Raw genomic sequence first — 12,107 nt, forward strand, 5'->3', positions numbered from 1 at the left:
GCTACGCCGCGACGAGATCCGACGAGGGAGCAGTGTTCGGACATCCCGGTAGCCGATCCCCTGGCGGGACGGGTTTCAACGCGGACGGGGTCAACCTCGTGATCGCCGCATGGTTCCCAGCACGACGCAGGCAAGGCCGGCGATGAGCGCGACGATCAGCACGACGAAACTCGCCCCATGAATCGTCGGGTTGATGATCCACACGAGCAGCGCGAACGCGATCACAACAGCACCGAGCACGGTGAGACTCCGAGCAGACATAGGGCGAGTCATCAGGACGGGTGCCGTCCCGATAGACGATCGGCTACCGGACGCTAGCGAGCGGCACCAGCGATCAACGTGTGGGCAGCTTCGCTCCGTGTCGTCGGAATCGCTTCCTTCGGTGTCGGGACGTCGCGGGTGCGCGAGACGGCCCGCGTGACTTGGGGTTCGGGTGCATAATGGTGGTGTCTTCGGACCCGGTAGTGGGGCTTGCCGGACCCAACCTCGACAGTTGTCGACAACAGTCCCTATCTCAGCTGGTCGCGCTTCTGCGCGCCTGAGGTAGGGAGTGTCATGACAGCACCAATCGGTTCCGGACCGGTCGTCGTCGGCGTCCTGCCCGGCCTCGCTCCGGGGGTCATCGAGGTTGCGTCGTCTATCGCGCGGCGCTTCGGTACGACGCTGGTGTGCGTCAGCGTGGATGCATCGCTCTTCGATGCCGGTACGCGCTCGGACGGGTCGGTGATGGTGGAACCGATCGACCCTGACACCGCTGACACGACACCGCAGGGCTTGTCGGACAGTGACAAGGCGGCAGTACGTGCTGCCGCAACGACCTACGGCGTCGACGTCACGTTCGTCCCGGGTGTCGGGGATCCGAGCCGGGCACTGTCGCAAGTGGCCGAAGACCGCGACGCGGCGATGCTGGTCGTCGGGGCCAGGACGGGAGCGGGTCGAATCGCGGAGTTCTTCACGGGGTCGGTCGCGGTACGGCTGACCCATCAGCAGCACCGTTCAGTGCTCGTAGTGCCCGTTGATCCGGTCGGGTTCGATGCCCCACTGCCGTGGGACACCCCGTGACCGGCCAGCTTGTTCTGCTCCGCCACGGACAGAGCACTGCGAACGCTGCCGGTACCTTCACCGGCTTGCGAGACGTCGCGCTGACCGAACAGGGCAGCGCCGAAGCGAATCGGGCTGGGTTGCTACTTCTGCATGCCGGCATCCGACCGGACCTCGTGCTCACGTCGACGCTCGAGCGGGCGCTCCACACGGCGGAGCTCGTCACCGACGTCCTCGGACGTGATGCGCCGATCGAGTCGACGTGGCGGTTGAACGAGCGGAACTACGGCGCCCTCACCGGCATGTCCAAGCAGAATGCGCAAGCGGCGTTGGGGGCGGAGCAGTTCTTCGCTGTTCGTCGGACCCGCACGGGACGGCCACCACGCATGTCGATCCGCGCGTGGCTGGCGCTCCGGCGGACGCCGGCGCTTCGTGGACTGCCGTGGGCGGCACTTCGTCGAACCGAAACACTCTCCGACGTCATCCGCCGGGTCCAACCCGTCCTGTCGCACAGCATCACCCCGGCACTCCGCGACGGGCAGACAGTGCTCGTCGTCGCGCACGGCAACTCACTGCGGGCACTGTGTGCCTGCATGGACGGCCTAACTGACGGTGAGCTCGCGGACCTGAACCTCCCCACGGGCGAACCCCTGATCTACCGGTTCGACGGCGACGGTGGGTTCTGTCCGCGGGGTGGGGAGTACCTGCATCCGGCAGCACGAGCAGCAGCGGCAGCGGTCGCTGCGGAAGGTGGAACATGACCTCCCGAACGGACACGCACCTGCCCGATGGGCAGCTCCCGCCCGACCCAGACATCGACGCCAACGACCCGGAACGTATCGACCGGCCAGTGCATCTGCGGTGGCGGTACCTCGGTGTCGTCGCACTCGGCGGCGCCATCGGTACCGCCGCACGCGACGGACTCAGCACCGCGTTCCCCGCTCAGCAGGAGGTGTCCTGGGCGATCTTCTGGATCAACATCGCCGGCGCGCTCCTACTGGGTGTGCTGCTGGAACACCTCGCGCATCGCGGACCTGACGAGGGTCGCCGCCGGACACTGCGCCTGCTTCTGGGAACCGGTGTCCTCGGCGGGTTCACCACCTACAGCACCCTCGCGACCAGCACCGCGGTGTTGTTCCTCGCTGGCCGCGGGTTGGCCGGCACCGGGTACGCGCTCCTGACGGTCCTCGCCGGCGCGATCGCCACCGGTAGCGGCCTCGCGATCGCGGGTTTGGTCCGACCGAACGGGGCCACATCATGAGCGCCCTGGCCTTCCTCAGCGTCGCGGTCGCTGGCGGTGTCGGCGCGGCCGCACGGTTCTTCGTGGATGGTGCGATCAACCGGGGTCGGCAGTTCCGGCTCCCGGTCGGGACGCTGACGATCAACATCACCGGCTCGTTCCTGCTGGGCTTGATCACCGGCGCCGCCGGTCACCTCGGCGCCACCCCCGTCGCGGTGCTCGGAACAGGGCTCATGGGTGGCTACACCACGTTCAGCACCGCCAGCTTCGAGACCGTCCGCCTCGCACGCACTGGCCGCACCACCGCGGCTGCCGTGAACGGGCTCGGGATGCTCGTCGTCTCCGTCGCCGCAGCCGCCGGGGGCGTCACCCTCGGCACCCTCACTTGACCATCCGACTGGGAGACGAACAGCTCATGCACTTCGACATCACGATCGAGATCCCCCGCGGCAGCGGCAACAAGTACGAGGTCGACCACGCCACCGGACGGATCCGCCTGGACCGGGCGGTGTTCACCAGCATGGTGTTCCCGCAGGACTACGGCTCGATCGACGACACTCTCGGCGATGACGGCGACCCCCTCGACGCGCTCGTGCTGCTGCCCCGGCCCACGTTCCCCGGCGTCGTCATCGACGTCCGCCCGGTCGGGATGCTCCGCATGGTCGACGAGAACGGCGGCGATGACAAGATCCTCACCGTCCCCGCCGGAGACGTCCGCTTCGACCACGTCCAGGACATCTCCGACGTCGCCGAGCCGGTCCTGGCGGAGATCGAGCACTTCTTCGCCCACTACAAGGAGATCGAGCACGGCAAGCACGTCACCACCAACGGGTGGGCGAACCGTGTCGACGCCGAAGCCATCATCCGCGCCGCACAGGAACGGTTCACCCCGCACCCCTGACCGGCACCCGCGCACCCGACACCATCCAGTGCGCGCCCTGAACCGCCGTGGGGAGGCAACTGGCGCCCAGTGATCGCCAGGAGGTCGTCCCTCCACCTCCCCGCGGCCCACACCCGCACGACCAACCCGAAAGGCGACAACCGCCGTGAACGACTACATCAGCAACGTCCACCACACCACCCACCATCAGGGCGAGTACGTGACCCACACCAGCCGCCCCGTCACCATCAGCAGCCTGCACGGCTCCCGGATCCTCGACTCCCGCGGCTACCCGACGATCCAGGTGCGTCTCGAGCTCGAGGACGGCACCGTCGTCACCGGTGACGCCCCCGCAGGCGCATCCACTGGCGCGCATGAGGCTGTCGAGCTTCGCGACGGCGGCAGCAGCTACGGCGGCCGCGACGTGAGCCAGGCACTGCACCTCATCACGACGGACGTCGCACCGATGATCACCGGCCAGTCGTGGACCTCGATCGGGCAGGCCGACGCCGCCCTCGCTGCCCTCGACGGCACCCCGAACCACCGCCGGCTCGGCGCGAACAGTGTCGTCGCGACCTCGATCGCGATGGCACGCGCTCTCGCCGCCGCAGCGGAGCTGCCGCTCTGGCGTTGGATCGCAGACGTCACCGGCAGCACGCCCCGCCTGCCCGTCCCGCACTTCAACGTGCTCAACGGCGGAGCGCACGCAGCGAACGCGCTCGACTTCCAGGAGTTCATGATCGCCCCGGTGAACGCCGAGACCATGACCGACGCGGTTCGGATCGGATCGGACGTCTACCACGCGCTGGCGGCACTGGTCCGGGAACGGTTCGGCAGTCTCGGTCTCGGGGACGAAGGCGGCTTCGCCCCGTCGATCGCCGCGCCCGAGGAGGCCCTCGACCTCCTCGTCGCCGCGATCAGTGCCGCCGGTTACGAGCCCGGCGTGGACACCGTCGCGATCGCACTCGACCCGGCGGCGAACGAGTTCGCGCTCGGTGACGGTAGCTACCGGGTCGTGGACCGCCGGCTCGACCGCGCAGGCATGGTCGACTACTACCGCGACCTCATCAGCCGGTATCCGATCCGGAGCATCGAAGACGGCTTCTCCGAAGATGACCACGGCGGCTGGAAGGCGATGTCGTTCGCGCTCGGCGACATGCTCCAGATCGTCGGCGATGATCTCTACGTCACCGATCCGCAGCGCATCCGCGACGGTGGGAAGGACGGGCTCTCGAACGCGGCGCTCATCAAGCCGAACCAGATCGGCACCGTCTCCCAGACCCTCGACGCGATCGGCGTCGCACGCTCGCTCGGGATGCGGAGCATGGTGTCGCACCGGTCCGGCGAGACCACCGACACGTTCATCGCGGACCTCGTCGTCGGCACCGGAACCGGACAGATCAAGTCCGGCGCACCCGCCCGCGGAGAACGCGTCGCCAAGTACAACCGGCTCACCGAGATCGCGGAGAACAATCCGGAGCTGCCCTACGGGCTGCGCTGACCCCGACCGGTCACCTCGTGGGCGACGCGCAGGAAAGCAGAACCAGCTGGCTGAGGCTCTCCCGACCAGATCGCCCGCAACGGCCGGGCAAGTGGCGGCCCAGCGAGCGGGACCCGCACCAGCGACCCGTCGTTGATGTCGGCGGCGACCGTGCGAAGGCTCATCACCGCCGGTGCAATTCCAGCCTGCGCGTTCGCCCGGATGATGCTCGTGGTCTCCAGCACCGCGGCCGGAACCGACATGCTCAAACCGGCCTCCCTGAGCCATGCGGCGAGGGTCGCGCGAGTTCCGGAACCTTCTTCCCGCAGGAGCAGAGCCGTCGCCGCCAGGACCTCCGCAGTGATCCCGGTCGACCGAGCCCAGGGATGTTCCGGCGCAACGACGACCGCGAGCTCATCGTCCGCGATCACCTGCGCGGACACACCTGCCGCCGTCACCGGGGTCTCCGTGAACCCGAGGTTCGCGCCACCCGACTGCACGAGGTCCGTCACCGCGGCGGAGTTGCCCGCGATCAGGCGCACCCGCACGTCGGGTTCGCGGCGGCGGAATTCGAGCAGCCAGCCCGGCAGCAGCAGCTCCGCGATCGTCTGTGACGCTGCGACGACGAGCGAACCCGTGGGAGTCCGCAGCGCAGCCACTCCTGCTTCGAGGTGGCGAGACGCGTCGAGGACCGGTCCGGCCAGCCCGACGACGAGCCTGCCGGTCTCGGTCAGCACCGACCCCGTGGTCGAGCGGTGCACCAACAAGTGACCGACCATGCGCTCGGCGACCCGGATCCGAGCAGACACTGCCTGTTGCGTGACGCCGAGCGCTCCAGCGGCAGCGGAGAGGGAGCCGGTCTCGGCGACGCGTGCGAGCACGTCGAGTGTGTCGAGGTCGAGGGTTCGGTCCGTGAGTCGCCGTAGTGCCACAATCATTGATTGTGCCCTGCCAAGAGGTTCCGGGTACCGCCAGAGGCAGGATTCGCGCAGGCTTGGCCCATGACAACGCTCCGCACGGACCCTGCACCCGCGAACGGTAGCCAGCTGCCCCAACGGCCGCAGACGGCGTTGTTCCGTGACCTGGAGCGGCCAGGCCTGATCGTGTCGAATCTCACACCGAACTGGTTCGCGTCGATCATGGGCACGGGGATCGTCGCTGTCGCAGCTGCGTCACTGCCGCTGCAGTTCCCCGGGCTGCGCCTCGCGGCGACGGTCGTGTGGGCGATCGCCGCGGTGCTCCTCGTCGCCCTCACGACCGCGACGGTGCTGCACTGGATCCGCTACCGGAGCACTGCAGCCGGGCACCAGCTCAACCCGGTGATCTCGCACTTCTACGGCGCACCACCGATGGCGTTCCTCACCGTCGGCGCCGGGACACTCCTGCTCGGCAAGGACTGGGTCGGCCTGCCCGCCGCCGTCACCATCGACTGGGTCCTGTGGACCATCGGCACCATCGGAGGACTGCTCACGGCAGTGCTCGTGCCGTACCTGGCGTTCACCCGCCACGAGAACAAGCCCGACTCCGCGTTCGGCGGCTGGCTGATGCCGATCGTCCCGCCGATGGTGTCCGCCTCCACCGGTGCGCTCCTGCTGCCGTACGCCCCCGCCGGGCAGGCGCGGGAGACGCTGCTGTGGTCCTGCTACGGCTTCTTCGGCCTCAGCCTCATCACGTCGCTGGTCGTGATCACGCTGATCTGGAACCGTCTCGCGCAGCACAAGGTCGGGGCCGCCGGCATGGTCCCGACTCTGTGGATCGTCCTCGGGCCGGTCGGACAGTCGATCACCGCGGTGAACCTCCTCGCATCGAACGCCCCCACCGTTGTCGATGCGAGTACCGCGCATGCCCTGCTGGTCGTGGCGCTGGTGTACGGGTTCGCGATGCTCGGCTTCGCGCTGCTGTGGACCGTCATCGCCCTCGCGATCACCATCCGCACTGCCCGCGAACACTTGCCGTTCAGCCTGACTTGGTGGTCCTTCACGTTCCCCGTCGGGACCTGCGTCACCGGCCTGAACGGGCTCGCCCTGCACTCAGGCCTGACCGTCGTTGCCGTCCTCGCCGTCATCTACTACGCCGGCCTCGTCGCCGCATGGATCACCGTTGCCCTTCGCACCTTTCACGGATCCGTCATCCGTGGCACCCTGCTGGCACCGCCACAGCCGGCATGAGTACCCCCGAGGAACTCGCTGACGTTCGATCGCTGAACGGTCTCGCGGAGACGTGGCGGACCGCGCCCGACGGCAGCCGACGGTTCGTCCCGAGCTTCGACCCACGATCCGGCGGCAGATTCAGCCGTGTCCTGGTCCTGATGCAGTCGCCTGGCCCCCAGACCATCGCCGCAGCGCACGCAGCGATCTGCAGCGAGGACAACCCGGGCCCGACCGCGGCCGCGTTCCGAGCGGCCCGTATCGAGTCCGGACTCGCACGCGGCGAGTACGTCCGCTGGAACCTTGTCCCATGGGAACTGCCCGACCGCGTGCGACTCGAGGACATCGACGAGGGGCGGCATGCCCTCGCCACACTGCTCGCGGCCCTCCCCGCTCTCACTGCGATCGTCACGTACGGGGCCGTTGCCCTCGACGGCGTCATGCGACACTTCACCCTGGACGAGCACCCCCGACTCCTTCCGGTCATCGCAGCACCACATCCGTCTCCCGCCAACGGCCGCCACCGATCGGAACAACACCTCCGTTCCGTGCAAGCACTCCGGCTCGCCGCGCGAGCGCGGCAGACGTAACAAATACGAACGATTCCGCTACAACTATCCGTACCGGCGCTCAGTCCGGGTGCGAGGCGCCGTGTCTTGTAGCGGAACCCAGTCCCAGAATCTACGTGCCGCCACTACCCCTCCTGGTCGAGTTTCGCTACGTTCTCTTCATGGGTCACCTTCTCGGGTATGCGCGCGTGTCCACCACAGACCAGGACGCGTCGCTGCAGATCGACGCGCTCAACGCCGCTGGCTGCTACCGCGTGTTCGTCGACACCATGTCCGGGTCGCTCCAACACCGGCCCGAGCTCGACAAGCTCCTCGACCAGCTCCGCCCCGGCGACACTCTCGTCGTCTGGCGACTCGACCGGCTCGGCCGGTCCATCCGGCACCTCATCGATCAGCTGCACGCTCTCGCCGAGCGCGGCATCGGGTTCCGGTCCCTGCAGGAGACCATCGACACCACCTCGCCCGGCGGCCGGCTCGTGTTCCACGTCTTCGCCGCGTTGGCGGAGTTCGAACGGGACCTCATCAAGGAACGCACCAACGCCGGCCTCGCCGCCGCTCGAGCCCGCGGCCGCACCGGCGGCCGACCATCTCGGCTCTCCGCGGACCAGGTGCGCACCGCACGCCGGCTCTACGAACAGCAGGACATGACCGTCGCGCAGATCGGCGACGTGCTCGGCGTTAGCCGCACCACCATCTACCGTGCACTCGCGAAGCACGCCGAGCCCGTCGCGGCGCGACGAACCAAGCCTTCCCCAACGATGTAGCTGGCTATGGACGCGAGCGAGCGGTGGGGCATCCTTCGACTGCACGTCGAGGACGCCATCCCGCTCGCCACCCTGGCCCGCACCACGGGCGTCGCTGAGCGCACCCTGCAACGCTGGTTGGCCCGCTACCGAACCGGCGGATACCCGGCTCTCGCCGACGGCACCCGCACCGATCACGGCGCCCGACGGACGGCACCGGAACTGGTGCGCCTGATTGAGGGGCTCGCACTCACCAAGCCACGACCTTCGATCGCCACGATTCACCGCCAGGTCGACAATTACTGCACCAAACGAGGTCTCTCAGCGCCGTCGTACTCCGTTGTGCGGTCGATCGTGAACGGGCTTGATCCCGGGATGGTGACGCTCGCGCTTGAGGGGCCCGCGTCATATCGGGACAAGCACGAACTGCTGCTCCGACGTCGTGCGGATCGCCCCAACGCGATCTGGCAGGCGGACCACACGATGCTCGATCTGCTCATCGTCGGACCCGACGGCAAGCCCGAACGGCCGTGGTTGACGGTGATCCTCGACGACTACTCCCGCGCGGTCTGCGGGTACATGGTGTTCCTCGGCGCCCCATCCGCCGCGAACACCGCGCTCGCGCTCCGGCAAGCGATCTGGCACAAGCCGGAACCGGACTGGCCTGTCTGCGGGATCCCAGACGTGCTCTACACAGACCACGGGTCCGACTTCACCAGCCACCGAATCGGCGACACCGCCGCCGTGCTGCACCTCCGCATCATCCACTCGCAGGTCGCTCGCCCCCAGGGCCGCGGGAAGATCGAGCGGTTCTTCGGCACCATCAACACCGAGCTGCTCCCAACGCTCCCCGGCCACCTCGCACCCGGATCCTCGGCGCCGGCGCCGACGCCGGCGCTGGATCTCGCCGGTGTCGACAGTGCCATCAACACGTTCATCCGCCGCTACAACGCCCGCATCCACCGCGAGCTCCGGAAGAGCCCACTGGAAGCGTGGATCGCAGACGGGTGGCTGCCACGAATGCCGGACTCCCTCGAGCAGCTCGACGGGTTCCTGCTCACCGTCCCGACCACGCGTGTCGTGCAACGAGACGGCATCCACTTCGAAGGGCTCCGCTACACCGCAACCACTCTCGCACCCTTCGTGGGCAGCACCGTCAGCGTCCGGTACGACCCCCGCGACGTCACCGAGATCCGTGTCTTTCACCGCGACGCGTTCCTGTGCACCGCGATCAGTACCGCGCATCAGACCGAGACCATCAGTCTCAAGCAGATCCAGGCCGCCCGGAACGCGCAACGAAGAGCCCTGCGCGGGCAGATCCGCGAACGCATCGCGATCGTCCGCCCCACACCCGATGATCACACCCCACCAGCACCCGCACCGGCACCGGATCAACCGCGACTGATGACCTACGAGGAGGACCGGTCATGACGAGCCAGTTCATCATCACGAAGGAACACCGTCGGTTCGCGGAGTTCGCCGACGCCGTCCGGAAGCAGAACACCATCGGCGTCTGCTTCGGCCCCGCTGGCGTCGGCAAGACCCTCTCCGCACGCCGCTACGCCCACTGGGACAGCATCGGCCCGTTCATCGCCAGATGGGCCGCACGCAGCGAAGACGACACGAAGATCTACGCCGCCGCCCACCGAGCCCGCACCGTCTTCTACACGCCCGAGGTCTCCGCCACGATGCGCGCCCTGCAGGACGACCTCCGGCACGACATGCTCCGCACCGAACGCTGCATCGAGGAACACCTCCTGCTCCAGGGTCGCCACTTCGACCACGCACACGGCCCCAACCCGTCCCTGCTCGAGCTGATCATCATCGACGAGTCCGAACGCCTCACCGGCAACGCGATCGAGTGGCTCCGCGACCAGTACGACCGCACCGGCATAGCGATGATCCTCATCGGCATGCCCGGCATCGAGAAGCAGTTCAGCCACTACCCGCAGCTCTACAGCCGCCTCGGTTTCGCCCACCAGTACCGTCCGCTCGGCCACGACGAGCTGCTCTTCGTCCTCGAACGTCAATGGCGCAAGCTCGGCAAGACGCTCGACCCCGACGACTTCACCGACGCGCAAGCCATCGCCGCCGTCGAACGCATCACCCGCGGCAACTTCCGGCTCCTTGAGCGCCTCCTCCCTCAGATCCAACGCGTCCTGAAGATCAACGAGCTCGACGTCATCACCAACGACGTCGTCGAGGCCGCCCGCAGCACCCTCGTCATCGGCACCACCTGACCCGACACCGATCGCAGCGAAAACGACGACACAGAGCGAGGCTGCTCACAATCAACGCGATCGCTTCGTCCTGGTCAGTGCGATCCCGGCGAAGATGCCGCCGATGACGGCGAGAGCGGCGCTGGTAATGACCCACGGGCTGAGGAAGCTCTCGCCGTTGAGAAGCCGAGACGTGATCGTGAGTACTTGAGACAGAACGAGCAAGGACCCGACGAGAATCGTGGTGCCATGAGACGACGATGGCTTCTTCTCAGGTTCTTCACTCACGGCCCCATCATGCACCGTGCCGGAAGGAGCAGCGAGACTCGATTGAGGATCGACTACCGGACGTCTCGCAGGACGAGGGTTCAGGTCAATGCCGGCACGCCAGACGATCTCCGGCAGATGCGTCGGAGCTGAACGCCCGCGCAGTTCAGTTTCGAGGACGACCGAGCTGCCGCATGTCGGTGCGAGTTCGTCAACTCCCCGCTCGGTGATGAAGCGGTAGGCGTACTTGTCCGGGTACAGGCACAACCCCGCGGACGCTCCGACTTCGAGCAGTGCGATTGGCCCGCGGATCTTCGCCAGCTCGGGCAGGAATACGGCGCACCGGCGGGCTTCGTTCGTCTGCGTCGCGTGGGTGAGAGCGATCACGCGGATCGCATCCCACCTGGCGACGAACTCACTCCTCGCCTCGCGGTAGGGCACGAGAGGAACACCGGCCATCCGAGCCGCGGCGAAGACGTGTTCGGTTGCCGCTTCGCCGCGGACAGCTCCTGGACCAGCTTCACGATGTCCTCGTCGGCAGCGACACCAGTCGCCCAGTCGAAGTACAGATCGGAAACGCCGTGCGCTTCGACCTGCGCCCACGCCCGATACTTCTCGCCGGTCACACCCACAGACGCATCCTAGGGAAGGTACTTGCCGAGCCGGGAGCCGATCGCCACAGGGACACCCTCTCTGGCGCGCGGCTCGTCCTCCGTTAGGGTCTGGTCATGGCAGCGGAGGTCTTGAGTTCGTACTCGCGCCGAGCCGCGGAGTACGCGGAACGGTTGGGTTCGACGGTGACGGTGCACCCGTCCGATGCGCACCTCGTCTCGACGTGGGCCGCGGATATCGAAGGCCCGCTGCTGGACGCCGGCTGCGGCCCGGGCCACTGGGCGGCCTACCTCCGAGACCTCGGGCACGAGGTGCGAGGAATCGATCAGGTCCCCGAGTTGTGAGCTGAGCAGCACTGCCCAATGGCGCTCTTTTGTTATCGCTCGGTGGCCTCGCGCCGTGGTCCTGTTGCTCGGGCTGAAGATGATCAGGGCCAGGCGCTGTCGAGGGTCTGTCGTAGTTGGGCGAGCTGTGACGGGCCCACGCGGTCTGCGAATTTCTGCTCCAACTCGAGGAGGACGTGCATGGCGACGGTCCTTCGGTGGTGACCTGCGGGGGTGTATTCGATGAGGGTGCTCCGTGGGAATCCTGGTCCCGGCTTGCTCGTGAGGAGCCCTTCGCCGATCAGTTGTGCCACGGCTCGGTGCATGGTTTGGCGGGTGACACCAGCACGGCGCGCCAGCTCAGCGATGCTCAGCGCGGCGTCATCGTCCAGGTGTGCGAGCACGGTGGTGTGCGCTGGTGTGATCGGATCCACGCCGGCGGCTGTCAGGGCATCGACGAGTTCGTCGGACAGCCAGCGGACGCTGCGTTGCAGGAGCGCGAGTAGCGGGAGATCGGTCTTGTCAGGGTTTTCAGCTGGCATAGCTCGGTTCCCTCTCCAGAGCGTAAGGTCCAGTGTCAGACTAG

The 12,107-nt window shown here is 67.6% G+C and carries 17 protein-coding genes; 12 read left to right on the forward strand and 5 right to left on the reverse strand.

Features of this window, described 5'->3' with window-relative positions; translation table 11 throughout:
* Positions 1–90: 90 nt before the first annotated feature.
* Entirely contained in the window at positions 91–240 is a 150-nt protein-coding gene (locus EDF27_RS19710; protein ID WP_165931463.1) for a hypothetical protein, read from the reverse strand.
* 231 nt (positions 241–471) lie between these two features.
* On the opposite strand from EDF27_RS19710, the gene EDF27_RS11660 reads away from it, so the two are divergent.
* The 6 genes from EDF27_RS11660 (at position 472) to eno (ending at position 4,662) form a co-directional block, all read left to right on the forward strand.
* Entirely contained in the window at positions 472–1,062 is a 591-nt protein-coding gene (locus tag EDF27_RS11660) for a universal stress protein (RefSeq protein WP_228506158.1), read from the forward strand.
* The gene (locus EDF27_RS11665) at positions 1,047–1,802 is read left to right on the forward strand and encodes a 2,3-diphosphoglycerate-dependent phosphoglycerate mutase (protein ID WP_171907745.1); all 756 of its coding nucleotides are present in this window, start codon (positions 1,047–1,049) and stop codon (positions 1,800–1,802) included. Before EDF27_RS11660 ends, EDF27_RS11665 begins: the two co-directional genes overlap by 16 nt.
* A gap of 89 nt (positions 1,803–1,891) precedes the next feature.
* On the forward strand, positions 1,892–2,302 hold the full coding sequence (locus EDF27_RS11670) for a CrcB family protein (protein ID WP_055962328.1): 411 nt from the start codon (positions 1,892–1,894) through the stop codon (positions 2,300–2,302).
* Positions 2,299–2,670: a CrcB family protein gene (locus tag EDF27_RS11675; protein WP_055960823.1), complete on the forward strand. Its 372-nt coding sequence runs from the start codon at positions 2,299–2,301 to the stop codon at positions 2,668–2,670. Before EDF27_RS11670 ends, EDF27_RS11675 begins: the two co-directional genes overlap by 4 nt.
* Before the next feature lie 26 nt (positions 2,671–2,696).
* Entirely contained in the window at positions 2,697–3,182 is a 486-nt protein-coding gene (locus EDF27_RS11680) for an inorganic diphosphatase (RefSeq protein ID WP_055960822.1), read from the forward strand.
* Positions 3,183–3,327: 145 nt separating this feature from the next.
* Positions 3,328–4,662: a phosphopyruvate hydratase gene (gene eno / locus EDF27_RS11685; RefSeq protein WP_083393829.1), complete on the forward strand. Its 1,335-nt coding sequence runs from the start codon at positions 3,328–3,330 to the stop codon at positions 4,660–4,662.
* On the opposite strand, the gene EDF27_RS11690 is transcribed toward eno, so the two are convergent.
* Positions 4,647–5,573: a LysR family transcriptional regulator gene (locus tag EDF27_RS11690; RefSeq protein ID WP_055960820.1), complete on the reverse strand. Its 927-nt coding sequence runs from the start codon at positions 5,571–5,573 to the stop codon at positions 4,647–4,649. The genes eno and EDF27_RS11690 overlap by 16 nt on opposite strands.
* A 171-nt stretch (positions 5,574–5,744) precedes the next feature.
* Here EDF27_RS11690 and EDF27_RS11695 point away from each other — a divergent pair, with 171 nt between their 5' ends.
* From EDF27_RS11695 to EDF27_RS11715, 5 genes are all read left to right on the forward strand, one after another.
* Positions 5,745–6,809 carry a TDT family transporter gene (locus EDF27_RS11695; protein WP_240614499.1) on the forward strand — a complete coding sequence of 355 codons (1,065 nt, stop codon included), beginning with the start codon at positions 5,745–5,747 and terminating at the stop codon, positions 6,807–6,809.
* Positions 6,806–7,378, forward strand: coding sequence for a uracil-DNA glycosylase (locus tag EDF27_RS11700; RefSeq protein WP_055960816.1), 573 nt, complete (start codon positions 6,806–6,808; stop codon positions 7,376–7,378). The genes EDF27_RS11695 and EDF27_RS11700 overlap by 4 nt, the downstream gene beginning before the upstream one ends.
* A 140-nt stretch (positions 7,379–7,518) precedes the next feature.
* On the forward strand, positions 7,519–8,121 hold the full coding sequence (locus EDF27_RS11705; protein ID WP_055960814.1) for a recombinase family protein: 603 nt from the start codon (positions 7,519–7,521) through the stop codon (positions 8,119–8,121).
* A 6-nt stretch (positions 8,122–8,127) separates the two neighbouring features.
* A complete protein-coding gene (locus EDF27_RS11710) occupies positions 8,128–9,531 on the forward strand; it encodes a Mu transposase C-terminal domain-containing protein (protein ID WP_071301383.1) in 1,404 nt (467 codons plus the stop codon).
* Complete coding sequence (locus tag EDF27_RS11715) at positions 9,528–10,340, forward strand: AAA family ATPase (RefSeq protein ID WP_055960810.1); 813 nt, start codon at positions 9,528–9,530, stop codon at positions 10,338–10,340. Before EDF27_RS11710 ends, EDF27_RS11715 begins: the two co-directional genes overlap by 4 nt.
* A gap of 51 nt (positions 10,341–10,391) precedes the next feature.
* Here the strand turns inward: EDF27_RS11715 and EDF27_RS11720 are convergent, their stop codons facing one another.
* Both EDF27_RS11720 and EDF27_RS20130 read right to left on the reverse strand, forming a co-directional pair.
* The gene (locus EDF27_RS11720) at positions 10,392–10,973 is read right to left on the reverse strand and encodes a DUF2332 family protein (protein ID WP_243698317.1); all 582 of its coding nucleotides are present in this window, start codon (positions 10,971–10,973) and stop codon (positions 10,392–10,394) included.
* Positions 10,970–11,212 (reverse strand): hypothetical protein, encoded by a 243-nt coding sequence (locus EDF27_RS20130; RefSeq protein WP_243698318.1) that lies wholly within the window; start codon positions 11,210–11,212, stop codon positions 10,970–10,972. The genes EDF27_RS11720 and EDF27_RS20130 overlap by 4 nt, the downstream gene beginning before the upstream one ends.
* A 102-nt stretch (positions 11,213–11,314) precedes the next feature.
* Here EDF27_RS20130 and EDF27_RS11725 point away from each other — a divergent pair, with 102 nt between their 5' ends.
* Entirely contained in the window at positions 11,315–11,542 is a 228-nt protein-coding gene (locus tag EDF27_RS11725) for a hypothetical protein (RefSeq protein WP_123703323.1), read from the forward strand.
* A gap of 83 nt (positions 11,543–11,625) precedes the next feature.
* Here the strand turns inward: EDF27_RS11725 and EDF27_RS11730 are convergent, their stop codons facing one another.
* Positions 11,626–12,063 carry a MarR family transcriptional regulator gene (locus tag EDF27_RS11730; protein WP_123703325.1) on the reverse strand — a complete coding sequence of 146 codons (438 nt, stop codon included), beginning with the start codon at positions 12,061–12,063 and terminating at the stop codon, positions 11,626–11,628.
* Between the last annotated feature and the right edge of the window lie 44 nt (positions 12,064–12,107).

The sequence above is a fragment of the Curtobacterium sp. PhB136 genome (assembly GCF_004346855.1).
In the GTDB taxonomy this organism is placed as follows: Bacteria; Actinomycetota; Actinomycetes; order Actinomycetales; family Microbacteriaceae; genus Curtobacterium.